Source organism: Nonomuraea sp. NPDC047897 (assembly GCF_043204415.1).
GTDB lineage: Bacteria > Actinomycetota > Actinomycetes > Streptosporangiales > Streptosporangiaceae > Nonomuraea.
Genome location: NZ_JBIDCC010000010.1, coordinates 40,713 through 64,778 on the forward strand (window position 1 = coordinate 40,713; position 24,066 = coordinate 64,778).

General features: G+C 73.2%; 20 protein-coding genes. 9 read left to right on the forward strand and 11 right to left on the reverse strand.

Features of this window, described 5'->3' with window-relative positions:
* The 5 genes from ACGF0J_RS22860 to ACGF0J_RS22880 are packed head-to-tail and all read left to right on the forward strand — an operon-like array spanning position 1 to position 5,855.
* On the forward strand, positions 1–1,227 hold the full coding sequence (locus ACGF0J_RS22860) for a sugar ABC transporter permease (protein WP_393149220.1): 1,227 nt from the start codon (positions 1–3) through the stop codon (positions 1,225–1,227).
* On the forward strand, positions 1,227–2,711 hold the full coding sequence (locus tag ACGF0J_RS22865) for an FGGY family carbohydrate kinase (protein WP_393148917.1): 1,485 nt from the start codon (positions 1,227–1,229) through the stop codon (positions 2,709–2,711). The genes ACGF0J_RS22860 and ACGF0J_RS22865 overlap by 1 nt, the downstream gene beginning before the upstream one ends.
* Complete coding sequence (locus tag ACGF0J_RS22870) at positions 2,708–4,228, forward strand: FGGY-family carbohydrate kinase (protein WP_393148919.1); 1,521 nt, start codon at positions 2,708–2,710, stop codon at positions 4,226–4,228. The genes ACGF0J_RS22865 and ACGF0J_RS22870 overlap by 4 nt, the downstream gene beginning before the upstream one ends.
* Positions 4,225–4,839, forward strand: a complete 615-nt coding sequence (locus ACGF0J_RS22875) for a histidine phosphatase family protein (protein ID WP_393148921.1) — start codon at positions 4,225–4,227, stop codon at positions 4,837–4,839. The genes ACGF0J_RS22870 and ACGF0J_RS22875 overlap by 4 nt, the downstream gene beginning before the upstream one ends.
* Positions 4,836–5,855, forward strand: coding sequence for a 2-hydroxyacid dehydrogenase (locus tag ACGF0J_RS22880; protein WP_393148923.1), 1,020 nt, complete (start codon positions 4,836–4,838; stop codon positions 5,853–5,855). The genes ACGF0J_RS22875 and ACGF0J_RS22880 overlap by 4 nt, the downstream gene beginning before the upstream one ends.
* 15 nt (positions 5,856–5,870) lie before the next feature.
* Here ACGF0J_RS22880 and ACGF0J_RS22885 read toward each other — a convergent pair whose 3' ends face one another.
* The 3 genes from ACGF0J_RS22885 to ACGF0J_RS22895 are packed head-to-tail and all read right to left on the reverse strand — an operon-like array spanning position 5,871 to position 8,967.
* Positions 5,871–6,725 (reverse strand): carbohydrate ABC transporter permease, encoded by an 855-nt coding sequence (locus ACGF0J_RS22885; RefSeq protein ID WP_393148925.1) that lies wholly within the window; start codon positions 6,723–6,725, stop codon positions 5,871–5,873.
* Positions 6,722–7,609 (reverse strand): carbohydrate ABC transporter permease, encoded by an 888-nt coding sequence (locus ACGF0J_RS22890; RefSeq protein ID WP_393148927.1) that lies wholly within the window; start codon positions 7,607–7,609, stop codon positions 6,722–6,724. The genes ACGF0J_RS22885 and ACGF0J_RS22890 overlap by 4 nt, the downstream gene beginning before the upstream one ends.
* Before the next feature lie 50 nt (positions 7,610–7,659).
* On the reverse strand, positions 7,660–8,967 hold the full coding sequence (locus tag ACGF0J_RS22895; RefSeq protein ID WP_393148929.1) for an ABC transporter substrate-binding protein: 1,308 nt from the start codon (positions 8,965–8,967) through the stop codon (positions 7,660–7,662).
* A 177-nt stretch (positions 8,968–9,144) separates the two neighbouring features.
* On the opposite strand from ACGF0J_RS22895, the gene ACGF0J_RS22900 reads away from it, so the two are divergent.
* A complete protein-coding gene (locus tag ACGF0J_RS22900; RefSeq protein WP_393148931.1) occupies positions 9,145–11,007 on the forward strand; it encodes an ABC transporter ATP-binding protein in 1,863 nt (620 codons plus the stop codon).
* A 161-nt stretch (positions 11,008–11,168) separates the two neighbouring features.
* Here the strand turns inward: ACGF0J_RS22900 and ACGF0J_RS22905 are convergent, their stop codons facing one another.
* Positions 11,169–12,551: a penicillin-binding transpeptidase domain-containing protein gene (locus ACGF0J_RS22905; protein ID WP_393148933.1), complete on the reverse strand. Its 1,383-nt coding sequence runs from the start codon at positions 12,549–12,551 to the stop codon at positions 11,169–11,171.
* A gap of 59 nt (positions 12,552–12,610) precedes the next feature.
* Positions 12,611–12,970 (reverse strand): MerR family transcriptional regulator, encoded by a 360-nt coding sequence (locus tag ACGF0J_RS22910; RefSeq protein ID WP_393148935.1) that lies wholly within the window; start codon positions 12,968–12,970, stop codon positions 12,611–12,613.
* Between the two features lie 81 nt (positions 12,971–13,051).
* Here ACGF0J_RS22910 and ACGF0J_RS22915 point away from each other — a divergent pair, with 81 nt between their 5' ends.
* On the forward strand, positions 13,052–13,975 hold the full coding sequence (locus tag ACGF0J_RS22915) for an aldo/keto reductase (protein ID WP_393148937.1): 924 nt from the start codon (positions 13,052–13,054) through the stop codon (positions 13,973–13,975).
* 134 nt (positions 13,976–14,109) lie between these two features.
* Here the strand turns inward: ACGF0J_RS22915 and ACGF0J_RS22920 are convergent, their stop codons facing one another.
* On the reverse strand, positions 14,110–14,748 hold the full coding sequence (locus tag ACGF0J_RS22920) for a TetR family transcriptional regulator (RefSeq protein WP_393148938.1): 639 nt from the start codon (positions 14,746–14,748) through the stop codon (positions 14,110–14,112).
* 91 nt (positions 14,749–14,839) lie between these two features.
* Here ACGF0J_RS22920 and ACGF0J_RS22925 point away from each other — a divergent pair, with 91 nt between their 5' ends.
* Entirely contained in the window at positions 14,840–16,150 is a 1,311-nt protein-coding gene (locus ACGF0J_RS22925; RefSeq protein WP_393148940.1) for a GH1 family beta-glucosidase, read from the forward strand.
* 52 nt (positions 16,151–16,202) lie between these two features.
* Here the strand turns inward: ACGF0J_RS22925 and ACGF0J_RS22930 are convergent, their stop codons facing one another.
* Positions 16,203–17,099: a coiled-coil domain-containing protein gene (locus ACGF0J_RS22930; protein WP_393148942.1), complete on the reverse strand. Its 897-nt coding sequence runs from the start codon at positions 17,097–17,099 to the stop codon at positions 16,203–16,205.
* 257 nt (positions 17,100–17,356) lie between these two features.
* On the opposite strand from ACGF0J_RS22930, the gene ACGF0J_RS22935 reads away from it, so the two are divergent.
* Positions 17,357–18,790: an aldehyde dehydrogenase gene (locus ACGF0J_RS22935; protein ID WP_393148944.1), complete on the forward strand. Its 1,434-nt coding sequence runs from the start codon at positions 17,357–17,359 to the stop codon at positions 18,788–18,790.
* A gap of 229 nt (positions 18,791–19,019) precedes the next feature.
* Here the strand turns inward: ACGF0J_RS22935 and ACGF0J_RS22940 are convergent, their stop codons facing one another.
* The 4 genes from ACGF0J_RS22940 to ACGF0J_RS22955 all read right to left on the reverse strand — a co-directional run bounded on the left by ACGF0J_RS22940 (position 19,020) and on the right by ACGF0J_RS22955 (position 24,002).
* Positions 19,020–19,763, reverse strand: coding sequence for an alpha/beta hydrolase (locus ACGF0J_RS22940; protein ID WP_393148946.1), 744 nt, complete (start codon positions 19,761–19,763; stop codon positions 19,020–19,022).
* 139 nt (positions 19,764–19,902) lie between these two features.
* Entirely contained in the window at positions 19,903–20,292 is a 390-nt protein-coding gene (locus tag ACGF0J_RS22945) for an AMP-binding protein (RefSeq protein WP_393148948.1), read from the reverse strand.
* Positions 20,293–20,347: 55 nt separating this feature from the next.
* Entirely contained in the window at positions 20,348–23,209 is a 2,862-nt protein-coding gene (locus ACGF0J_RS22950; protein WP_393148950.1) for a LuxR C-terminal-related transcriptional regulator, read from the reverse strand.
* A 52-nt stretch (positions 23,210–23,261) separates the two neighbouring features.
* On the reverse strand, positions 23,262–24,002 hold the full coding sequence (locus ACGF0J_RS22955) for an AMP-binding protein (protein WP_393148952.1): 741 nt from the start codon (positions 24,000–24,002) through the stop codon (positions 23,262–23,264).
* Positions 24,003–24,066 lie beyond the last annotated feature (64 nt).

The window sequence follows — 24,066 nt, forward strand, 5'->3', positions numbered from 1 at the left end:
ATGGTCACCACCGACCGTCAGGACGAGCGGCTGCAGGCCCGCGTCGGCGTGCGCGGCGCGATCACCGACGTCGTCGAGCGGGCCCGCGGCGGCGACCTCGGGGTGATCCCCGTCGTCGTCGGCCTCGTCGTCATCTGGAGCGTGCTGCAGGCGCTCAACCCGGTCTTCCTGTCCAGCGCCAACCTGGTGAACCTCACCCTGGAATCGGCCGCGGTCGGCATCATCGCGCTCGGCATCGTGTGCGTGCTGCTCGTCGCCCAGATCGACCTGTCCGTGGGCTCGATCAGCGGCCTGTCCGGCGCGGTGGTCGGCGTGCTGTTCGTGCTGCAGGGCCTGCCCGTCTGGGCGGCCATCGCCGCCGCCGTCGCCATGGGCGCGGTGATCGGCTGGCTGTACGCGCAGCTGTTCAACCGGTTCGGCGTGCCCAGCTTCGTCATCACGCTGGCCGGGCTGCTCGCCTTCCTCGGGCTGCAGCTCTACGTGCTGCGCAGCCGGGGCTCGATCAACCTGCCCTTCGACTCCGGCCTGGTGCACTTCGCGCAGCTCGCCTTCGTCCCGGCCTGGCTGTCGTACACGTTCGCGGTGCTCGCCGCCGCCGGACTGTTCGCCAGCGGGTACGTCCACGCGCGCGAGCGCCGCAAGGCGGGGCTGTCGGCCAACAGCGTCACCATGCTCGCGGTGCGCAGCGCGGCGCTGCTGGCCGTGCTGGTGTTCGTGGTCTGGTACCTCGGCCGGACCCGCGGCGTCGGCTGGATGTTCGTGCTCTTCGTCGGGCTCGTGCTGGTCATGCACTACCTGCTGTCGCGCACCAAGTGGGGCCGGTCCGTCTACGCCGTCGGCGGCAACGTGGAGGCGGCCCGGCGGGCGGGCATCAACGTCAAGGCCGTCTACACCTCCGCGTTCGTGCTCTGCACCACCTTCGCCGCCGTGGGCGGCATCCTCGCCGCCGCCCGGCTCGCCGCCGTCAACCAGAGCAGCGGCGGCGGCGACGTCAACCTCAACGCCATCGCGGCCGCGGTGATCGGCGGGACGAGCCTGTTCGGCGGGCGCGGCACGGCGTTCAGCGCGCTGCTCGGCATCATCGTCATCCAGTCCATCTCCAGCGGCCTGACCCTGCTCAACCTCGACTCCTCCATCCGCTTCGTCGTCACGGGCGTGGTGCTGCTGCTCGCCGTGGTCGTCGACTCGGTCGCCCGCAAGTCGCGCACCTCCCACGGACGGGCCTGATGGCGGTCATCTGCGTCGACGCCGGCACCACGGTGATCAAGGCGGTCGGCTACGACGAGACCGGGGCGGAGGTCGCCCTCGCCCGGCACGAGACCGGCGTGTCCAGGCCCGCTCCCGGCCACGCCGAGCAGGACATGGCCGCGGTCTGGGACGCGGTCGCCAGGACCGTGCGCGACGTCGCGGCCAGGGTCGGCCCGGCCGACTTCGTCGCGGTCACCGCCCAGGGCGACGGCGTCTGGCTCGTCGACGCGGCCGGCGAACCCACCGGCCCGGCCATCCTGTGGAACGACGGCCGGGCCGCCGCCACCGTGAACGCCTGGCACCGCTCCGGCCTGGCCGAGCAGGCCTTCCGCGTCAACGGCTCGGCCGCCGCCTCCGGGCTGCCGCACGCGATCCTCACCTGGCTGAAGGAGCACGACCCCGGCCGGCTCGACCGCTCCGCCGCCGCGCTGACCTGCGGGGGCTGGATCTTCTCCAGGCTCACCGGCGAGATCGCCGCCGACGAGTCCGACGCCTCGGCCCCGTTCATGGACCTGCGCGCCCGCGCGTACTCGCCGGAGCTGCTCGCCCTGTTCGGCCTCGACTGGGCGGCGCGGCTGCTGCCCGAGCCGCGCGGCGACGCCCGCCGCGTCGCGCCGCTCACCCCGGACGCCGCCGCCCTGCTGGGCCTGCCGGCCGGCACCCCGGTCGTGCTGGGCCCGTACGACATCGTCGCGACCGCCATCGGCGCCGGCGCCGTCAGCCCGGGGCAGGCGTGCGGCATCCTGGGCACCACCCTGTGCACCGAGACGCTGATCTCCGAGCCGGACCTCGACGGCGACCCGGTGGGCATCACGGTCGCGGCGCCCGGCGGCTACCTGCGGGCCTTCCCCACCTTCGCCGGCGTCGAGGTGGTCCAGTGGGCGTGCCGCCTGCTCGGGCTGCCCGGCCCGGAGGCGCTGGGCGAGCTGGCCGCCGCGGCCCCGCCGGGCGCGGCCGGGCTGGCGTTCCAGCCGTACTTCTCCCCGGCCGGCGAGCGGGCGCCGTTCTCCGACCCGCTCGCCCGCGGCGCCTTCCTCGGCATGTCGTTCGAGCACGGCCGCGAGCACGTCGCCCGTGCCGTCCTCGAAGGGCTCACCCTCGTCATCCAGGACTGCCTGGCCGCCTTCGCCACGCCCCCGCGCGAGCTGCGGGCGTGCGGCGGCGGCTCCGCCAGTGAACTGTGGGTACGGATGATCGCCGACGTGACCGGCCTGCCGGTGCTCCGCTCGGCCGACGCCGAGGTCGGCGCGCGGGGCGCCCACCTGGTCGGGCTGGTGGCCACCGGCGCCGCGCCCGACCTCGCGGCCGCCGCCGGCAAGTACGTCCGGCTACGCGACCCCGTGCGCCCCGAGCCCGGCCCGTACCGGACGGCCTACCACGACTTCCTGGCCCTGCGCGAGACCACCGCGCGCACCTGGCCGCTGCTCGCCGGGATGCGCGCCCGGGCCGGGGGCCGGCCATGAGCGTGTGGATCGGCGTCGACCTGGGCACGCAGAGCGTCCGGGCGATGGCCGTCGCCGACGACGGCCGGGTGCTGGGCGCGGCCGGCCGACCGCTGACCAGCCACCGCGACGGGCCTCGGCACGAGCAGGACCCCGAGCAGTGGTGGCGCGAGCTGGCCGCCGCCACCCGCGAGGCGCTGCGCGACGTGCCGCCCGGGCGGGTCGGCGGGGTGGCCGTGGACGCCACTTCGGGCACCGTCCTGCTCGCCGGCGGCGACGGCCGGCCGCTCACGCCGGGCCTGATGTACGACGACCGGCGCGCCGCCGGCCAGGTGGAGCGGGTCAACGCCGCCGGAGCTGCGGTGTGGGAGACGCTCGGCTACCGGCGGATGCAGGCCACCTGGGCGCTGCCCAAGCTGCTGTGGCTGCTGCGGGACGCGCCCGCGGGGGCCCGGCTGACGCACCAGAGCGACTTCGTCAACCGGCGGCTGGTCGGCCGGGACGTGGCGACCGACCTGAGCAACGCGCTCAAGACCGGCGTGCACCTGATCGACGAGCGCTGGCCGGCCGAGGTGTTCGACGCGCTGGGCGTGCCCGCCTCCCTGCTGCCCGCCGTGGTCCGGCCGGGCAGCGTGCTCGGCGAGGTCTGCGCCGAGGCGGCCGCCGCCACCGGCATCCCGGCGGGCACCCCCGTGGTCGCCGGCACCACCGACGGCTGCGCGGCGCAGCTCGGCGCGGGCGCCCTCGTCCCCGGGAGCTGGAACTCCGTGCTCGGCACGACGCTGGTGCTCAAGGGCGTCACCCGCGACCTCGTCCACGACCCGCTGGGCGTCGTCTACTCGCACAAGGCGCCGGACGGCTCCTGGCTGCCGGGCGGCGCGTCGAGCACGGGCGCCGGCGTGCTCGCGCGTGACCTGCCCGGCCGCGACCTCGACGCGCTCGGCCACCTGGCGGCCGAGCGGTTCGGCCGGGGGCCCGGGGGCGGGCGCGCCCCTGACGCCACCATCTACCCGCTGGTGTCGCGCGGCGAGCGGTTCCCCTTCGCCGCGCCGGACGCGGAGGGCTTCACGCTCGGCGAGGTGACCGACGACGTGGACCGCTACGCCGCGATCCTGCGGGGCGCCGCGTACGTCGAGCGTCTCTGCTTCGACTACCTCGACCTGCTCGGCGCGCCCGCGGACGGCGAGATCATTCTCACCGGCGGCGCGGCCCGCAGCGCGTACTGGAACCGGCTGCGCGCCGGCGTCCTCGGCCGGCCCGTCACGTTGCGCGAGAACGCCGAGCCCGCACTCGGCATGGCGCTGCTCGCCGCGGTCGGCGCCGCCTCGCGCGGGGCGGGGCCCGACCGGACGCGCGAGGCGAGCCGTGAGATCACGGCGCGCATGGTGCGCACCCGAGAGATCGTCGAGCCGGGCGGCGAGGACCTGACCGAGCACTACCTGCGTTTCGTCGGCGAGCTGGAGGACCGCGGCTGGCTGGCCGCGCCCGCCGCCGCCCACGCCCGCACCCGCGCCGCACGCGAAAGGACCGCCCCATGACCCGGCTCGTGCTCGTCCGCCACGGCGAGACCGTCTGGCATGCCGAGAACCGCTACGCCGGGCTCAGCGACGTCGAGCTGACACCGCGCGGGCACGACCAGGCCCGGCAGCTCGCGGTCTGGGCCGCCTCCGCCGGCCTGTCCGCCGTCTGGGCGTCCACGCTCAGCCGGGCCCAGATCACCGCCGCGGCCAGCGCCAAGGCCGCGGGCGTGGAGCTGCGGGTGGACGACCGCCTGCGCGAGCTGGACTTCGGCCGCGGCGACGGGCTCACCGCCGCCGAGATGCGCGAACGCTTCCCCGAGGCGCGCGCCGCCTTCGAGGCCGACCCGGCCGCCCACCCGCTGCCGGGCGGCGAGGACCCGCACGAGGCGGCCACCCGGTTCACGGCCGCCCTGGACGACATCTGCGCCGCCCACCCCGGCGAGCGGGTGCTCGTCGTGGCCCACACGACCGCGATCAGGCTCGCCCTGTGCCGGCTCATCGGCGTGCCGCTGGGCTCGTACCGGCGGCTGTTCCCCCGCCTCGACAACTGCGCGGTCACCGAGCTGCGCCTGCGTGACGACGAGGTCGCGGTCCTTCAGTTCAACAGCCCGATGGGAGCCGTTTCTTGACCGTCCGAGTATTGGCCGCCGGAGACCATTTCGTCCACAACCGCCTGTTCGTCGACGCGCTGCGCGACGAGGTGCCCGGCGAGCTGGACGTCCGCGAGCTGACGCTGCCGTGGCCGGTGGTGCCCTTCGGGCCCGTGAGCGAGGTGAACGAGGCGTCCGACGTGGAGGACGAGCTGATCGAGGCGCTGCGCGGGGTGGAGATCTGCGTCACGCAGATGGCGCCGCTGACCCGGCGCGTCCTGGAGGCGTCCCCCGACCTGCGGCTGTTCTGCGTCAGCCGCGGCGGTCCGGTCAACGCCAACCTGGAGGCCGCCACGGCGGCCGGAGTCGCGGTCACCTTCGCCCCCGGGCGCAACGCGGTCGCCACCGCCGAGCACACCGTCGCCATGCTGCTGGCCGCCACCCGCCGCATCCCGCAGACGCACGCCGATCTCGCCGGGGGCGTGTGGCGGGGCGACTACTACAGCTACGACAAGGTCGGCCCGGAGCTGGAGGGCGGCACGGTCGGCCTGGTCGGCTACGGCGCGATCGGCCGGCGGGTGGCCCGCATGCTGGCGGGTTTCGGGGCCGAGGTGCTGATCTACGACCCGTACGTGGAGACGCCCGGCTCCGTCGAGCTGGACGAGCTGCTGTCGCGCTCCGGGTTCGTGTCCCTGCACGCCCGGGCCACGCCGGAGACCGCCGGGATGATCGGCGCGGCCCAGCTCGCGCTGATGCCGCCCGGTTCGGTGCTGGTCAACTGCGCGAGGGGGGCGCTGCTCGACTACGACGCGCTGTGCGACGCGCTCGACTCCGGTCACCTGTTCGGCGCCGCGCTGGACGTCTTCCCCGAGGAGCCCATCCCGCCGGGGTCGCGCCTGCTGACGACGCCGAACCTGGTGATGACCCCGCACCTGGCCGGGGCCAGCAAGGAGACGGCGGTCAAGGCGGCGCGGATCGTGGCGGCGGACGTGGCCCGCTACCTGCGCGGCGAGCCGCTCGCCCACTGTGCCAACCCCGCGCCGGCCAGCCGCTGACCGCCGCCGCCCGGGCTAACCCTTCAGCGCGCCCGCCATCAGGCCGCGCATGAAGAAGCGGCCCAGCAGCACGTAGATGAGCATCGTCGGCACCGACGCCAGGACGGCCGCCGCCATCTGCTGGCTGTACGGCGTGGCCTGGGCCCCGGCGATGTTGTTCAGCATCACGGTGGCGGGCCAGCTCTGCGGCCCGGTCAGGAAGACGGCGAACAGGAAGTCGTTCCACAGCGACGTGAACTGCCAGATGATCACCACGGCGATCGCCGGGCCGGAGACCGGCAGCACCACCGACCAGTAGGTGCGCAGCATGCCCGCGCCGTCCACCCGCGACGCCTCGATCAGCTCGCCCGGGATGGTGACGTAGTAGTTGCGGAAGATCAGCGTGCAGATCGGGATGCCGTAGACCACGTGCGCCAGCACCAGTCCAGGGACGGCGCCGTAGAACTGCAGCCCGGTCAGCTCGTTCAGGCCCACGAGGAGCTGCACGAGCGGAATCATGACGCCCTGGTACGGGATGAACATCCCGAACAGGAACAACGTGAACACCAGGTCGGCGCCCGGGAAGCGCCATTTCGACAGCACGTAGCCGTTCATGGAGCCGAGCGCGCACGACAGCAGCGAGCCGGGCACCGCGAGCAGCACGCTGTTCCACAGGCCTGGCGCCAGCTTCTCCCAGGCCACCCGCCACGCCTCGACGGTCCAGGTCCGCGGCAGGTTCCACGCCTGGCCCGGGTCGGCCTCGGTGAGCGGCTTGAAGCTGGTGACCAGCAGGACGTAGATCGGGATCAGGAAGACGGCCACGAACACGAGCAGCACGCCGGTCCGCACTGCGGTGGACGCCCTGCGGCGTCCGGCCGCGACCGCCGTCATGACCGCCGCTCCCTGCGTACGGACCAGACGAGGTACGGGATGACGAAGACCGCCACGCTGAGCACGATGTAGGAGGCGATGGTGGCGCCCTTGGCGGGGTCGTGGGAGTCGAACACCGCCACCCACATGAACACCGCGGGCACGTCGGTGATGATCTGCTTGCCCGACACCGCCACGATGAGGTCGAACACCTTCAGCGAGATGTGCCCCAGGATGATCAGCGCCGACAGCGTCACCGGGCGCAGCAGGGGCAGCACCACGTGCCGGTAGACGCCCCACTCGGTGCAGCCGTCCACCCGCGCGGCCTCGCGCAGTTCCTCGGGCACGCCCCGGAAGCCCGCCAGGAACAGTGCCATGACATATCCGGACATCTGCCAGATGGCGGGGAGGGCCATGGCCGCCATCCCCCAGTCCGGGTCCCGGAACCACTGCCACTGCGGCAGCCCGACCGCGTCGAACAGCCGGTTCAACCCGACCGCCCGCTCCTCCATCCCCGAGTTCATCAGCCACCGCCACACGATGCCCGTGGCGACGAACGAGATGGCCATCGGGAAGAGGTAGACGGCCCGGAACGTGCCCTCGCCCCTGATGCCCTTCTCCATGAGGAAGGCGAGGAACCAGCCGAGCACCAGGGCGCCCAGCACGAACACGATCGTGAACATGATCGCGTGGTTGACCGATATATGCCATCTGGGCTGATCCCAGAGGCCGATGAAGTTCTCCAGGCCGACGAACCTGCCCTCCGACACCTCGTCGTGCTTGTCGGTCATCGCCAGCCGGAAGTTCCAGCCCAGCATGCCGTACACGAACACGCCGATCGCCACGATCGACGGGGCGACGAGGAGCAGGCCGGGCAGCCAGGTGCGTACCCGCCTCACGAGCATCTCCTCCAAGCGGGCGCGGCGGGCGCTCCCGGCGCCCGCCACGCCCCGGGTCACTGGGCGTTGGCCTGCGCGGCGTCGGCCAGCGCCTTCTGCAGCGCGGGCACGTCCTTCGTGCCGATGAACAGGCCCACGGCCTCGTTGATCGCGGCCAGCCACGGCTGGTTCACGGCCACGCCATGCTGGACGGACCCTGCGAGCTTGTCGCCCGACCAGTCCTCCAGCGCGTCGCCCAGGTAGTCGGTGTAGAGCGACCGGTCGGCGTCCTTGCGGGCCGGGATGGAGCCCTTCTTCGGGTTGAAGGCGTCCTGACCCTCCTTGCTCGCCGCCACCTTGAGCCAGGCGAGCGCCCCCTCACGGTTCTTGGCGCCCTTGGGCAGGGTGAAGCTGTCGGACAGCCACAGGTAGGTGCCCTCGGTGCCGGGCGCGGGCGCCCAGTCGAAGTCGGTCTTCGACTGCTTGCCCAGGCCGCCCTCCGGCGGGTTGTGGAAGTAGCCGTACGCCCAGTCGCCCATGACGTTGAAGGCGGCCTCGCCGTCGGCGACCTGCTTGGCCGCCGGCTGCCAGTCGTCCTGCGGGTCGCCCGCGTACGACAGGATCGTCTTGAACTGCTCCAGCGCCTTGGTCACCTGCGGGCTGTTCCAGTCGGCGCCCGGCTTGAACAGCGCGTTGTAGGCGTCGGTGCCGAGCGAGCCGAGCAGGACGCTCTCCATCAGGTGGGTGACGGTCCACTCCGAGCCGACGGACAGCGGGACCTTGCCCTTGGCCTTGACCTTCTCCAGCGCCACGACGAACTCCTCCAGCGTCTTCGGCGCGCCCGCGACCCCGGCCTCCTTCAACACCCCGGGGTTGAACCACAGGACGTTGGACCGGTGGATGTTCACCGGCACCGAGTAGATCTTGCCCTCGACGCTGATCTGCTCGACGAGCTGGGCCGGGAAGACGTCCCTGAGCTTCAGCTCGTCGTAGAGGGAGTTGAGGTCCTCCAGGTCGCCCGCCTTGATGTAGCCCTGCAGCTCCGCCCCCGCGTGCCCCTGGAAGGTGTCGGGAGGGGTGTCGGCCTGCAGCTTCGACTGCAACAACGCCTTGGCCTTGTCACCGGAGCCGCCGGCCACCGCGGCGTCGAAGAACGTGTAGGACGGGTTCCGCTCCTCGAAGATCTTCCGCATCGCCTGCAGGCCGTCCGCCTCTCCCGGTCCCGTCCACCAGGAGAACACCTCGACCTGCTTCTTCGCGTCGCCGCCGCCCTGGGCGGGCTGCGTCGCCTGATCGCCACCGCCGCCACAGGCCGACAGGCTCAACGCGCCCGCCATCACGGCCGCCGCGACGGCCGTCCAGCGGGATCGTACCTTCAGCCGCATCGCACACCATCCCTTCGTGAAACCCCCGAAGTGGTGATTTTGACAACGTTGTCAGTACGGCCATCAACCCACCTGTCACTCCTCACCGTCAAGGCATACGTGGATAACAGCTCCGCAACTCAGACCCACCCGATTCAGCAGGAGGAAACACCGGCCCCCGCGGGCACACTCCTCAGCATGTCCGACGAGCCCCTCGAACTCGGTGAGATCTCCCTGTCCGACTGGCACGCCCACCTGGACACCATGAGCGAGGCGGGCTTCCTGGCCATCGCCCGGCGGCTGCCCTCCCTGGTGCGCCAGGCCATGACCCTGGCGTGGCGGGCCAGCCCCCGCGACACCTCGGCGACCGTCCTGCTCAACCTCCTGGGCGGCGTCTTCACGGCGTTCGGGCTGCTGGCCACCACAGAGGTGCTGACAGCGCTGTTCCAGGACGGGCCGACCCCCGAGCGGGTGCGGGCCGCCCTGCCCGGTCTCGCGCTGGTCGCCGCGGCGGCGGCACTGGGCACCGCCGTACGTGCCGGGGCCGGGTGGGCGCAGTCCCGCCTGGAGCCGCAGATCACCCGCCGGACCGAGGAACGCCTCTACGGCCTGACCAGCCGGGTCGATCTGGTCGCCTACGACGACCCCGAGTTCCACGACTCGCTCCAGCGGGCCAGGATGCGCGGCGTCGCCATGGCCGACTCCGTGGTCAGCTCCGCCGTCGACGTGGTGACCGCCCTCGTCGGCATCGCCGCCGTGGCCGGGGTGCTCGGCGTGCTCCATCCCGCCCTGCTGCCGCTGCTGCTGCTCGCCGTGCTGCCCGACGCCTGGGCGGCCGTGCGCAGCGCGCGGATGCGCTACGGCACGCTGACCGCCCTCATCCCGGCCGTGCGCCGCAAGTGGATCATCGCCGACCTGCTGGCCGACCGCGATCCCGCGGCTGAGGTCCGCGCGTTCACCATGCGCGCCTTCCTGCTGCGCATGTACGACGCGGTGGCGCGGGCCGAGCAGGACGTCATGCTCCGGCTGGCCAGGCGCCAGACGATCACCCGTCTCGTCGGCGAGGCGCTGGGCGGGGTCGGCAGCGCCCTCGTCTACGTGGCGCTCGGCATCCTGCTCGCCATCGGCGCGATCCCGCTCGCCGTCGCGGGCACCGCCGTCCTCGCCATCCGGTCCGGCCAGTCGTCGCTGGCCAACCTGCTGCACTCCACCAACCGCCTGTACGAGGACGGCCTCTACTTCACCGACTTCCTGGAGTTCTGCGCCGACGCCGAGCGCCGCCTGGCCGCCCCGCGCACCGCCGCACCGCCCGAGCGCTTCGAGCGGATCAGTGTGGTCGACGCCGCCTTCACCTACCCCGGCGCCGACACGCCCGCACTGCGCGGCGTGTCCATGGAGATCAAGCGGGGCGAGGTGATCGCCTTCGTCGGCGAGAACGGCTCGGGCAAGACCACCCTGGCCAAGATCCTGGCCGGCCTCTACGAGACCGACACCGGCACCGTGCTGTGGGACGACGTCGACCTGCGCGAGGTCGCCCCCGAGGGGGTCCGCGCGCGCATCGCCGTCATCGCCCAGGACCACACCCGCTGGCCGCTCACCGCCCGATACAACATCACGATGGGCACCGGCAAGGGCGAGCCCGCCCTGCACGCGGCCGCCTCCGTCGCGGGCGCCCACGAGGTGATCGCCGAGCTGCCGCACGGCTACCGCACCCTGCTCGACCGCCGCTTCAAGGACGGCCACGAGCTGTCGGGCGGCCAGTGGCAGCGCATCGCCGTGGCGCGCGGCTTCCACCGCGACGCCGACCTGCTCATCTGCGACGAGCCCACGGCCGCCCTCGACGCACGGGCCGAGCACGCCCTCTTCGAGCGCATCCGCGGTCACTCCGACGGGCGCACGGTGCTGCTCATCACCCACCGGCTGGCCAGCGTCCGCTACGCCGACCGCATCTACGTCCTCGACCACGGCAAGATCATCGAGGAGGGCGACCACGCCACCCTGATGTCCCTCGACGGGCTCTACGCCGAGCTCTACACCCTCCAGTCCTCCGCCTACCGCTGACCCGGACCCGACCGCCCCGCGCTCGGCCGTCCCGCACTCGGCCGTCCCGCGCTCGGCCGCCTCGCACCGACCGTCCCGCGCTTGACCGTCCCGCGCCCGACCGCCCCGCGCTCGGCCGTCCCGCACCAGGCCGTCCCCCCACCAGGTCGTCGGCCGCCGGGTCAGGACAGGGCGGCCCGCAGGATGGCGCGGGCGACGGGGGCGGCACGGGCGGGACCCGGTTCGAGGACCACTCCGACCGCCACCTCCGGCGCCGTGGCCGGAGCGAAGGCGGTGACGACGGCCGGGCTCGACTTGGCGGCCACCTCCACCCCCTCCAGGGCGAGGCCGGGGCGGGTGGCGGTGGCCATGAGGACGGTGAGCTGCCCGGCCAGCTCTGGCGGCACGGCGGTCCGGTAGGGCCTGGGATCGGCGCGGTTGATGATCGACCCGTCCGGGAGGCGCACCTCCTGCACCAGGTACGGCCGCATCGCCACGCCTCCGTTGGCCACGGCCGCCGAGAGCATGGCGATCATCAGGGGGGTGGCCCGGTCCTGCGGCCCGGCCTGCACGACGGCGCCGGGCCGGTCGGGCCCGGCCGGGAAGGTGCTGGCCGCCACGCGCAGCGGCACGGCCAGGTCCCCGGCGTTGAACCCGAACGCCTCAGCCTGGTCGCGCAGCAGGTCCTGACCGAGCTGGCGCCCGAGGGCGGCGAACGCGCCGCCGCAGGACCGCCGGAAGGCGTGCGCCAGCGTGGGAGTGCCGTTCCCGCAGCGCCGCTCATCCGATCCGGGCGGGGTCCCGGCCGGGTGGTCCGGCGGTGGCGTCACCTGCCCGTCGGGAGCCGAGATCAGCGAGGCGATCGTGTACTCGCCGGAGGCGAGCGCGGCCGCGGCGGTGACCACCTCGAACGCCGGGCCCGGCGGGTAGGTGCCGTGCAGGGCCCGGTTGAGCAGGGGCCGCGCCGGATCGCGGCGCAGCAGCAGGTCGGCCGCCAGCACGGCGGCGGCGTCCTGCGCGGCGTGACCGGCCGGGTCGTACGACGGGTAGCTGGCCAGGGCGAGGATCGCGCCCGTCGCCGGGTCGATCGCCACCGCGGCTCCGGGCCGGCCGGCGCGGGCGAGCTCCTGGTAGGCGGCCTGCTGGACGCGGTGCCTGAGGGTGAGCCGCACGTCGGCGCCCTCGTGCGGGCCGTCCTTGACCAGCGCCCGCATCCTCACCTTCGGATCGGCGCCCGACAGCACGGCCTGCTCGGCCCGCTCGATGCCGGTGGCCCGGTGGAGCGAGAAGTGCCCGGTCACGGGCGCGTACATCTTCGCGCCGGGGTAGACGCGGCGGTGCCGGTAGGGGCCCGTGCCCGTCGCGGCGCTGGTGGCGAGGATCCGGCCGTCGTAGGTGAGGATGTCGCCGCGCGGATGGGCGTACCTGGCGAGCAGGGCGCGCTCGTCACGGCGGTCGGCCGCCAGGTCCCGCGCGCCGAACGCCTGCAGGTGCGTGACGTGGGCCAGCAGCACGAACAGCAGCACCGCGCACGTCACGCAGACGCGGCGCAGCGGGAGGTCCATCCGTCTCGCCCCGGGCCCGGCCATGCGTCCTGATTAGCAGCCGGACCGCCAAGGCGGGGCTACCTGACGCTGCGGTAGTAGGAGATCTTGTGGTGGATGTAGCGCTGTCGTTCGGTGAGGTTCGCGATCTGGCCCTGGACACGGCGGTCGTGCTCCTCCAGCAGCCTGATCCGGTCAGGGATCGTGTGGTCGCCCGCGCGCACCAGCTCGGCGAAGCGGAGCATCTCGGCGATCGGCATGCCGGTGTCGCGCAGGCAGCGGATCAGCCCCAGCCAGCTCAGGTCGCTGTCGCTGAACCTGCGCTGGCCCGCCGCGTTGCGCTCGACGGGCTCCAGCAAGCCGATCTTCTCGTAGTAGCGCAGGGTGTCGAGGGTGAACCCGGTCTCCTCGACCACCTCGGCAGGTGTGTACACGCTCACGCGTCCGAGCATCCCACCTGGAGTGGGCTCCAGGTCAAGCCCTTGACCTGGAGCCCACTCCAGCCGCCAGAGTGATCGACCATGAACATCGCACTCGGCACCATTCCCTTCGGCACGAGCGTCAGCGAGCGGGACTCGTTCGCGATCCTGGACCGCTTCCACGAGGCCGGCGGCACGATGCTGGACACCGCCAACAACTACCCGTTCTGGGTGGACGGCTGCTCGGGCGACGAGAGCGAGCTCACCGTCGGCGCCTGGATGGCCGCGCGGGGCAACCGCGACGCGATCGTCCTCGGCACGAAGATGGGCGCCCGGCCCACGGTCCCCGGCGATCGGACGCTGGACTCGGCGGAGGGGCTGTCCGGCGCGGCCGTCGCCCGGGCCGCCGAGGACAGCCTGCGGCGGCTGCGCACCGACCGCGTCGACGTGTACTGGGCGCACATCGAGGACCGGTCCGTACCCCTGGAGGAGACGCTGGGCGCCTTCGACGCGCTCGTCCGGGACGGCAAGGTCAGGAGCGTGGGCGCCAGCAACGTGCCGACCTGGCGGCTGGAGCGCGCCCGGAGCGTCTCCGCCGCGCACGGCTGGGCGCCCTACACCCACGTCCAGCTCCGGCACAGCTACCTGCGTCCGCGCCCGTTCACCCGGCTCGACGAGTCGGGGCACGTGATCGCCTCGGACGAGATGCTCGACTACGTGCGCAGCGAGCCGGACGTGACGCTGTGGGCGTACAACACGCTGATGGCGGGCCGTTACACGCGCGCCGATCGGCCGATGCCGGAGTACTACGACCATCCGGGGACGACGCGGCGGCTGGCCGTGCTGCGGGAGGTGGCCGCGGAGCTGGGGGTGACGGCCAACCAGGTGGTGCTGGCCTGGATCCTGGCCGACGGGCACGTCCCGATCGTCGGCGTGTCCGGCCTGGAGCAGCTCGACGAGGCCATCGCGGCGACGGAGGTCAAGCTGGACGACGAGCTGCGCGCGCGGCTGGACGCGGCCTGCTGATCAGGCGGGGACACGGATCACACCGGGTCGCGCCACAGCAGGTCGCGGGTCACGGCCGCGCACGGGTCACGGCCGGTCGCGGGTCACGGCCGGTCGCGGGTCACGGCCGGTCGCGGGGCACAACCGCGGGCGGGTCACGGCAGGTGGTCGGCGAGGTAGCGGCGGACCAGCAGCTTGCACTCGGCGATCATCGCCTGGTCGCCCTCGGGGTCCATGCGGAAGGCGAGCTTCAGCACGGCGTCGGTGGCCTCCACCGCGACGAGGAGTGCCCGGTCCAGCCCCGGGCCCGCAGGCGCGTCCAGCAGGTCGAGCGTGAGCGCCCGCAGCCGGTCGGCCACGACCGCGTTGTTCTCCAGGGCGGTGTCGAGCATCCGGTTGGTGCCCTGCAGGGCGGGCCCGCCCGGGGTGGTGAGCACCTCACCGAAGTCGACCACCGCGAATCCTGGGACGCTGCGCTTCATCGCGACGAACTCGTCCACGGCCAGCTCGACGAGGTCGGTCCAGTGGCCCGGGTCGGCGGCGGCGATCCGCTGGGTCACCCGCTGCAGGAACGCGTCGAGGTTGCGCAGCGCCAGGGCGCGCACCAGCCCCTGCTTGTCGGGGAAGAACTGGTAGAACGTGCCGATCGGCACCTCCGCCCGGCGCGCGACCTCCTTGGTGGTCAGGCCCTCGTAGCCGACCTCGTCGAGAAGCCGGGCGCACTCGTCGAGCATGCGCTCGACTCGTTCGACGCTGCGGCGTTGCGCCGGGCGGCGCCGCAAGGTACTCGTCATGACACCATCCTGGCGCATTACCGATCGGTAAAGGCCGTTCCCGTCCCGTCAGATAACATGAGCTTCACTCATAGCTTACTGGGGAGACGGGATGTTCCTGTGGGGCACGGCCACGGCCGCGTACCAGATCGAGGGCGCCGCCGACGAGGACGGCCGAGGGCCGTCCGTCTGGGACACCTTCACGCACGAGCCCGGTCGCGTCCGCGACGGTCACACCGGTGACGTGGCGTGCGACCACTACCACCGGTGGCGCGAGGACGTGGCGCTCCTGGCCGGGCTGGGCGCCGGGGCCTACCGGTTCTCGATCTCCTGGCCGCGCGTCCTGCCCGAGGGCACCGGCGCGCCGAACGCCAGGGGGCTCGACTTCTACGACCGGCTGGTGGACGGGCTGCTGGCCGCCGGGATCACGCCGGTGCCGACCCTGTTCCACTGGGACCTGCCGCAGGCGCTGCAGGACCGCGGCGGCTGGCTGAACCGCGACGTCGCCGGCTGGTTCGCCGACTACGCGGCGATCGTCGCCGAACGCCTGGCCGACCGGGTGCGGATGTGGATCACGTTGAACGAGCCGTTCATTCACATGGCCTTCGGCTACGGCATGGGCGTTCACGCGCCGGGTCAGGCGCTGCTGCTCGACGCGCTGCCGGTGGCCCACCACCAGCTCCTCGGCCACGGGCTGGCCGTCCGGGCGCTGCGGGCGGCCGGCGCCGGGGAGGTGCTGCTCACCAACAACTGCACGCCCGTCCGGCCCGCCTCCGACTCTCCGCAGGACGTGGCCGCCGCCGACGCCTACGACGTCCTGCACAACAGGCTCTTCGCCGACCCGGTGCTCCTCGGCCGCTATCCCGACCTGTCGGCGTACGGCATCGGCGATCCGGACGGCGCGCTGGGCGTCCGCGACGGCGACCTGGCCGTGATCACCGCCCCGCTGGACGGCCTGGGCGTCAACTACTACAACCCGACGCGCATCGCCGCGCCGGCCGAGCCGGGCCTGCCGTTCGCCGACGTCGGCATCACCGGCCACCCCACCACCGCCTTCGGCTGGCCGGTCGTCCCCGACGGCCTGCGCGAGCTGCTCACCGGCCTGCGCGCCCGCTACGGCGCGGCCCTCCCGCCGGTCTACGTCACCGAGAACGGCTGCTCCCAGCCGGACGAGCTCACCCCCGAAGGGGTGGACGACCAGGAGCGGATCGCGTTCCTGCGCGACCACATCGCCGCCGTGGAGGAGGCCCGCGCCGAAGGCGTGGACGTGCGCGGCTACTTCGTCTGGTCGCTGCTCGACAACTTCGAGTGGGCCGAGGGCTACCACCAGCGCTTCGGCCTCGTCCACGTGGACTTCGCCACCCAGCGGCGCACCCCGAAGGCGTCCTACCACTGGTTCAGGGACTTCCTGGCCGCCCGCTGAGCGCTCCCACCACGGGTGGCGGCCTCACCTGATGGCGCCGCGCACGCCCGGGTCAGAACACCGACACGTGGACGTGGTCGTAGTGGTTGGCGGTGGGGCCTCCGCGGTCCGACATGGGGTCCCAGCCGCCGCCCGAGCGGATGTCGTAGTAGCGCTGCTTCCAGATGATGTACATCACGCCCAGCCGTGACCCGTTCTGGATCAGCCACGCCGCCAGGGCGTCGCCCCGCGCGGCGTCGGAGCCGCCGGCCACCGTGCCACCGCTGGAGATCATGAAGTCGCAGGCCCGGCCCTTGCCGTGCTCGCCGGGGTCCCCGCGGCGCAGGCAGCCGACGCCGTGCGGCATGGGGAAGTTCTGCATGACGGCGGCGCGGACCGAGATCATGCGCTGGGTGAGGCCCTCGGCTCCGCCGGGCTGCTGGAAGCCGTACTTGGCGAGCAGTCGCTCCATCTCCCGGCGCTTGCCCTGCAGGGCCCTGACCTCCTGCTCCATCTTCTTGATCTTGTCGTTGGCGGCGAGCTTGGCCTTCCTGGCGTCCGCGATCATCTTCTCGACGCGCTTGACCTTGTGGATGCGCTCCTCGGCCATGTGGCCGAGGTTCGCCACCTGGCCCAGCATCGCGTGCGGCTCGATCTTGAGGGAGAAGAGCGCCAGGCCGTCGATCGGGCCGGCCATGTAGGCGGTCTGCGCGATGGCGCGCGCCTCCGCCCTGGCGGCGTCGAGGCGCCTCTGCAGCCCGTCGGAGTTGTCCAGGGCACGTTTGGCCTGGATGCGAAGCTCCTCCAGGCTCTGGATCTGGCCGCGGTAGAGCTCGTTGAGCCGGGCGGCGTCCCGGGTGAGCTTGCGGAGCTGGGCGGGACTGGGGTCGGCGGAGGCGACAGGCGGGGAAGGGAGCAGGAACAGTCCAGCAAGGAGGACGACAAAAAGGGCAAAACGACCCGTTTTCACGCCCACCCTCCCCTCATAGACGGTCCGAAACTATAGAAGATGATCTTGATACCTGTCACCTGAACAGGGCAACCGGTAGGTATTGGCGCCCACTATCAACATTTCTCCGTACATAAGACCCCGCTCAAGGATGGGTCCTCGCCGGAGGGGTGCGGCGCGCCCCGCACCCCTCTTGCGCGGGTGCACAGAACATGATTCGGTCGCCTTGGGACTGTCCCTGAGCAAGCAAGCATTCGGTCAACCAGGAGGCTCACGACATGCGCCAGCACGACACGCTGTACATCGGGGGCGAATGGGTGGCCCCGGCCGGCACCGGAACCATCGACGTCATCTCCCCGCACACCGAGCAGGTCGTGGGCCGGGTGCCCGACGGCACCGCCGCCGACATGGACCGGGCCGTCGCCGCGGCGCGCGAGGCGTTCGACCGCGGCCCGTGGCCGCGGATGACGTTCGCCGAACGCGCGGCGGTCATCGGCCGGCTGGCCGAGATCTACGCGGCCCGGCAGGAGGAGATGGCCGCGCTCATCACCGAGGAGATGGGCTCCCCCATCACCTTCTCCCAACTCGCCCAGGCCCCGCAGCCCCTCGGCATGCTGCAGTACTACGCCGAGCTGGGCAGGACGTTCCAGCAGGAGGAACAGCGGCCCGGCCTGTTCGGGCCGACGACCGTGCGGCGCGAGCCGGTCGGCGTCGTGGCCGCCATCGTGCCGTGGAACGTCCCCCAGTTCGTCGCGATGACCAAGATCGCTCCGGCGCTGCTGGCGGGCTGCGCGATCGTGCTCAAGCCCGCCCCCGAGACGCCGCTCGACGCGTACCTGCTGGCCGAGATGACGCAGGAGGCCGGCCTCCCGGCCGGCGTGCTCAACATCGTGCCGGCCGGCCGCGAGGCCGGCGAACACCTGGTGTCCCACCCCGGCGTGGACAAGGTGGCCTTCACCGGCTCGACCGCCGCCGGCCGGCGCATCGCCGCCATCTGCGGCGAGCAGCTCAAGCGGGTCAGCCTGGAGCTCGGCGGCAAGTCGGCGGCCATCATCCTGGACGACGCCGACCTGGCCTCCAGCATGGGCATGCTGGCGCTCGCCTCCCTCATGAACAACGGGCAGGCCTGCGTCGCGCAGACCCGCATCCTCGCCTCCAGCAACCGCTACGACGAGGTGGTGGAGGCCGTCGCCGGCATGGTCACCTCCCAGCCCGTCGGCGACCCGGCCGACCCCGCCACCGGCATCGGCCCGCTGGTCGCCCAGCGGCAGCGGGAACGCGTCGAGGGCTACATCAGGATCGGCATGGAGGAAGGCGCAAAGGTCGTCGTGGGCGGGCTCGACCGGCCGTACGAGCGGGGCTGGTACGTCGCCCCGACGGTCTTCGCCGGCGTCGGCAACGACATGCGCATCGCCCGTGAGGAGATCTTCGGCCCGGTGCTCGCCGTCATCCCGTACGAGGACGAGGCCGACGCGATCCGCATCGCCAACGACAGTGACTACGGCCTGGCCGGCACCGTCTGGACGGCCGACGCCGACCACGGCATGGAGGTGGCCCGGCAGGTGCGCACCGGCACCTACGGGGTGAACTGCTTCATGCTGGAGTCCAACGCGCCGTTCGGCGGCTACAAGGCGAGCGGCATCGGGCGCGAGCTCGGCCCCGAGGGGCTCAACGGCTACCTGGAGTACAAGACCATCGCCCGGCTGGGCTGAGCGTCTCGGCAGGGCTCCGGCGGCGCCGCCGGAGCCCGTTCGCCGCGGATGGCACCCAGCGCGCCCCCGCAACGCTAGGTGCCATCCCACCGGCCCACACACGTGGGCACGGTGAGCGACCATCCCGCTACGAGAAGTATGTCCTACGACAGCCGCCTGCGACGGCCGCCTTCCCCAAGGACTTCTCCCGGCGGATTTCTTCCATCCGCCCTAGGTAGACGCATTTCACTCAGGAAAGGTTCGTTGTGATCCACTTTCCGATGCGATGGATGAGGTCGGGAGTGGCCGCGGTCTCCGCGTGACCGTACCCAGGCTCGACCCACAGCTCCCTGGGCTCGCGGGCGCCCGCGTAGAGCTGGTGCGCGTGCTCCAGCGGGAAGAAGGCGTCGCGGTCGCCGTGCACGACGAGCAGCGGCGCCGGCGAGACCAGCCCGGCGGCCTCGTGCGGCGGCATCGGGATCGGGTCCCACCGGCCGCGCGCGATCCTCGTGCGCTTGGCCATCCGGGCCGCCAGCCGCCCCATCGGCTGCTCGATGGCCCAGTGCACCTGACGCATCGGCTTGGTGCCCCGGTAGTACCAGCGGGCCGGGCCGCTCACCGCCACCACCGCGTCGACACCACGGTGCAGGGCCGCGTGCCGGACGGCCACCGCCGCGCCCATCGAGAAGCCGACCACCGCGATCCTGGAGTAGCCGACGATCCGCGCGTGCCTGACGGCCGCCGCCACGTCGAGGATCTCCAGGTCGCCCACGGTGGACTCGCCACCCGACCGGCCGTGCCCCCGGAAGTCGAACGCCACCACCCCGCCGTAGCGGCTCAGCACGTGCACGATCCGCCGCGCCGCCCGCTCCCGCCACGATCCCGTGAACCCGTGCGCCACCACGATCCCCGTCCCGCCGCCCGGCCCGGAACCGGCGTCGACGGGCGGGGTGTGCGCGGCGTCGATCCGCACGCCGTCGTCGGTACGGAGCATGACGGGAAAGCTGGACGCGAGCGGCATACCCCGAGCCTACGGTCGCCCACCCGCATCCACCCGCACGGCCGATCACCCCGCGGCACTCCCGCCGCACCACTCGCGCGGCCACTCACCTCGCAGCGCCCCGCGCGGCCACTCACCCCGCATCCACCCGTTTGCCGACGGCCTCGCCGCCGCCCAGGTCGGCCACGCTCATCACCATCCGCACGCGCGACCCGTCGGCGGCGTCCACGGCATGCGGCAGGTCCGAGATCATCACACGCGCGTGGCTGGCCAGGATGCGCCTGCGCAGGGCCGGCGCGTCCAGCTCGGGCGGCACCGGCCAGACGACCGCGCCGGCGGCGATCACCGCGTCGGTCGCCACCAACAGGTCGGGCCCGACAGGCAGGCAGACGAGCACCGAGTCGCCCGCCCGCACCCCGCGGCGCCGCAGTCGCACCGACGCGGCGGCCGACCGCGCGTCGAGCTGCCCCTCGGTGAGACCCAGCCCCGTCCCCGAATCGACCATGACGATGCGCTCACCCATGCACCCACGGTAGGCAGGGCACCTCATCCCGACATGAGGCGGAATATGCAGATCCCTATGCAGACACCTTCAGGTGTTCGGCCGCCCACACCGCGATCTGCGCCCGGGAGGTGTGGCCCAGCTTGTCCATGATGTTGGCGATGTGTCGCGCCACCGTCGCCGGGCTGATCACGAGCTCCTCGGCGATGGCCCGGTTGGACAACCCCCGGGTCAGCAACGCGGCGATCTCCTGCTCGCGCGCCGTCAACGGCGAACGCCGCATCCCGCCACCGACCGACCCGCCCCCTCCGCCGACACCCGAGTAGACGCCGCCGCCCGCGCCGAAACTCGACGCCGTGGCCCCACCCACGCCGACGACCGAACCGACAGTCCCACCCGCGCCCACACCCGGATCCCCGCCCGGGCCGGGGCGCGGACCGTCCCTTCCGTCCACGCCCGAACCGGCAGCCCCATCCGCGCCCACCCCGAAGCCCGAACCGGCGCCTGTCCCCCCGCACGTCCCTGCGCCGACCCGGACGCCACCGCCGCCCCCGCTGCCGACCCCGCCCCCTGCCTCGCCGCCCCCTGCCTCGCCGCCGACCCCACCGCCGATCCCGCCACCGACGCTGCCCTCGGCCGACGCCCCGGCCGGCAGTCGCGTCGTCACCTGCGTCAGTGCCCCCTGCGTGTGCCGGGAAGGCAGGCAGCTCGTGACCACCCCGGCCGTCTCACCATCCTCCGGACCGGTCAGGACGGCGCGGTCGAGGACGTGGTGGGCGGCGTCGTCGGGGCTCATCGTCCCGCCCCGCGCCCACAGCGCCACGGTACGGGCGTCGCCGAGCTTGGCCCGCGCCCGTACCAGCAGCCCCTCGACGCGGCTGCTCACGCTGTGCTGGCGGATCTCCTCGCGCAGGCCGGCCGCCGCCGCCGCGGTCAGCACGGCGCCCGCCAGGTCGCCCTCGGCCTCGGCCAGCACCGACAGCCCGACCAGGCACCGGGCCACGCCCTGACGCTGCCCGGTGCACCTGCTCAGCGCGAGGCTGCGGGCGAGGCGTTCCCTGGCCGCCGGGAACTCGTGCAGCATGGCCGCCACCCGGCCGCCGCGCGCCAGGCAGCGGGCCAGCTCCACGCCGCTGCCCAGCTCGCACAGCCACGGCACGGCCATCTCGTAGTGGGTCATCGCCGTCATGAGGTCGCCACGCGCCTCGGCCACCGCGCCGAGCTGCGTCGCCGCCCTCGCCATGATCCACCGATGGCCGTGCTCGCCGGCCAGCCGCAGGGCCTGCTCGCCGTGCCGCTGGGCCTCGCGCAGCCGCCCGCGGACGAGCGCCACGGCCGACAGCCCGGCCAGCCCGGACGCCTGGTTCCACGGGTCGTCGGCGGCCGTGGCCAGCTCCAGGCCCTGCCGGGCGTGGAGCAGCGCCTCCTCCGGGCGTCCGAGGCGCAGCAGCACCATGACGAGCAGGCTGTGCATCACGCCCATGGCGTACGGGCCGGCGCCGTCGAGCTCGTCCAGTGCCTCACGGGCCAGCCGTAACGCGCGCTCCAGCTCGTCGCGTGCTTCCAGCCCGTACGCGAGGTAGCCCTTGGCCTGGGCGATCTGCCAGCCGGGGACGCCGGTGAGGTCGAGCGCGAGCAGCCGCTCGGCCCAGCCCACGATCTCCGTCAGCCCGCTGACCGGCAGCAGGCCGGTGCTGTGGAAGCACAGGTGGAGCCCGAGCGGCACGTTGCCGGACTCGACGGCCCAGTCGAGTGCGACGCGCAGGTCGTCGGTCAGCAGCCGGCCGGCGTTGAACGCGGCCAGCCGGCGCGGCCACGGCAGGCGTGGCTCGACCAGTTCGGTGGTGAAGTGACGGCGCTGCAACTCGCAGAGAGCGGCCAGGTGGCGATCGCGGACGTCGTCGCGCTCGCCGGCCTCGGCCAGCCGCCCCGCCGCGAACCGCTTGATCGTCTCCAGCAGCCGGTAGCGCCTGCGGTCCTCGTCGCACTGCACCAGGGACTTGTCGACCAGGCCGCCCAGCAACTCGACGATCTCCGTCGTGGCCAGGGGCGGGCCGGCACAGATCAGCTCGGCCAGGTCGAGGTCGAACGCCCCGGCGAACACCGACAGCCGGCGCAGCAGCACCTGCTCGCGGGCCGACAGCAGGTCGTGGCTCCACTCGACGGCCGCGAGCAGGGTGCGCTGCCGGGCGGGAGCCGTCCGGCCGCCCGTGGTCAGCAGCGAGAAGCGGTCGTCGATGCGGTCGGCGATCTGGCCGGGGCTGAGCAGGCTCGTGCGCGCCGCCGCCAGCTCCAGCGCGAGCGGCAACCCGTCGAGGGCACGGCAGAGTCGCACGGTGTCGGCCAGGCTCTCCTGTCCCAGGCGGGTGCCCGCGGCGGCGGCCCGGTCGAGGAACAGCCGGACCGCCTCCGCGAGCGGCTCGCCGGGACGCGGCGGGCCGGACTCGGGCAGGTCGAGGGGCGGCACCCGCCAGACCAGCTCGCCGGCGATGCGCAGCGGCTCCCTGCTGGTGGCCAGGATGCCCAGCCGCCCGCAGGCCGCGACCAGCCGGGCGCTCACCTCGGCGCACCGGTCGACCAGGTGCTCGCAGTTGTCGAGGACGAGCAGGCAGCGCGCGTCGCCGAGCCGGGCCGCCACGGTGTCGAGCAGGGACCGGCCGCTCTCCTCGCGCACGCCGAGGACCCGGGCAAGCTCCCGCTCGACCTGGTCGGCGTGGCCGATCCTGGCCAGCTCGACCAGCCACACGCCCGCCGGATAGGCGGGCACGAGGCGCGCGGCCACGCGCAGGGCGAGGCGGGTCTTGCCGATGCCGCCGACCCCGCACAGCGTCACCACGCGCGTGTCGACGAGCAGCTCGCACAGCTCGTCAAGATCTCTGTCACGTCCGACGAACCGGTTGGGCTCGGCCGGAAGATTGTGCCTGGGGGGCTGCGGCATGTGGTCACCCTGCGTCGCGGAAGGATCACACTCTCCCACAGTGTCGCACTTTTCACAGGGCCAGCGAACCGGCCAGCGCCCTTTCGTCGACGACACGCAGCGAAGGATCGCCGACCAGCCGCCTCGCCAGCTCGAACGGGGCGACGGCCAGGGTCGCGGCGTGCTCGTGGGCCAGCACCCGGCAGCCCGTCAGGGTCGGCTCCTGGGCGATCACCACGTGCGCGCCTGACATCAACGCCAGGTCGAGGACGCGCAGCCCCTTGACGAGGTCGCTCACCGCCGCGAGCACCACGTCGTCCTTGCCGAGGACGAAGCGGGCCGACAGCTCGCGCAGGTCGTCGGCCAGCTCGTCGTGGTGCAGGACGCGCCCGCCCGCCACGCCGAGCGCCGGACCGGCCAGCGGCCCGAACTCCACGGTCTGCTCGCCGATCAGCTCGGCGAACGGCGTGGCCCCCGGGACCGGCTCCAGCGAGAAGACCCGGTCCACCTCGGCGGCGGGATCGAGGCGGCGGTGGACGACCATCATGCGGGCCACGCCCCGCGAGCCCAGCACGGCCACCCCGCCCGACCAGGCCACCGCGTGCACCGCCACGGCGAACCCGGCGCCGAGCGGCACGTCGACGAGCACCCGGTCGCCGTAGCGCAGGCCGTGGCGGCGCAACCCGGCGGCCGCTCGGGTGACCCGCCGGGCGAAGGCCGCATGGGAGAGGACCTCGCCGGTGCGCACGTCGGTCACCGCGGGCTGGTCGCCACGGGTCGGGGCCGCCCCCATCACCAGCTCTGTCCAGCTCATGCCGCCAACGTAGGGACCCGGAGCCCCGGGGGCATGCGTACAAATGTGCAACCGCATATGTACG

Coding starts and splice junctions, on each gene's coding strand:
- ACGF0J_RS22860 (WP_393149220.1), top strand. CDS start 1: ATGGTCACCACCGACCGTCAGGACGAGCGGCTGCAGGCCCGCGTCGGC.
- ACGF0J_RS22865 (WP_393148917.1), top strand. CDS start 1,227: ATGGCGGTCATCTGCGTCGACGCCGGCACCACGGTGATCAAGGCGGTC.
- ACGF0J_RS22870 (WP_393148919.1), top strand. CDS start 2,708: ATGAGCGTGTGGATCGGCGTCGACCTGGGCACGCAGAGCGTCCGGGCG.
- ACGF0J_RS22875 (WP_393148921.1), top strand. CDS start 4,225: ATGACCCGGCTCGTGCTCGTCCGCCACGGCGAGACCGTCTGGCATGCC.
- ACGF0J_RS22885 (WP_393148925.1), bottom strand. CDS start 6,725: ATGACGGCGGTCGCGGCCGGACGCCGCAGGGCGTCCACCGCAGTGCGG.
- ACGF0J_RS22890 (WP_393148927.1), bottom strand. CDS start 7,609: ATGCTCGTGAGGCGGGTACGCACCTGGCTGCCCGGCCTGCTCCTCGTC.
- ACGF0J_RS22895 (WP_393148929.1), bottom strand. CDS start 8,967: ATGCGGCTGAAGGTACGATCCCGCTGGACGGCCGTCGCGGCGGCCGTG.
- ACGF0J_RS22900 (WP_393148931.1), top strand. CDS start 9,145: ATGTCCGACGAGCCCCTCGAACTCGGTGAGATCTCCCTGTCCGACTGG.
- ACGF0J_RS22905 (WP_393148933.1), bottom strand. CDS start 12,551: ATGGACCTCCCGCTGCGCCGCGTCTGCGTGACGTGCGCGGTGCTGCTG.
- ACGF0J_RS22915 (WP_393148937.1), top strand. CDS start 13,052: ATGAACATCGCACTCGGCACCATTCCCTTCGGCACGAGCGTCAGCGAG.
- ACGF0J_RS22920 (WP_393148938.1), bottom strand. CDS start 14,748: ATGACGAGTACCTTGCGGCGCCGCCCGGCGCAACGCCGCAGCGTCGAA.
- ACGF0J_RS22925 (WP_393148940.1), top strand. CDS start 14,840: ATGTTCCTGTGGGGCACGGCCACGGCCGCGTACCAGATCGAGGGCGCC.
- ACGF0J_RS22935 (WP_393148944.1), top strand. CDS start 17,357: ATGCGCCAGCACGACACGCTGTACATCGGGGGCGAATGGGTGGCCCCG.
- ACGF0J_RS22940 (WP_393148946.1), bottom strand. CDS start 19,763: ATGCTCCGTACCGACGACGGCGTGCGGATCGACGCCGCGCACACCCCG.
- ACGF0J_RS22945 (WP_393148948.1), bottom strand. CDS start 20,292: ATGGGTGAGCGCATCGTCATGGTCGATTCGGGGACGGGGCTGGGTCTC.
- ACGF0J_RS22950 (WP_393148950.1), bottom strand. CDS start 23,209: ATGCCGCAGCCCCCCAGGCACAATCTTCCGGCCGAGCCCAACCGGTTC.
- ACGF0J_RS22955 (WP_393148952.1), bottom strand. CDS start 24,002: ATGAGCTGGACAGAGCTGGTGATGGGGGCGGCCCCGACCCGTGGCGAC.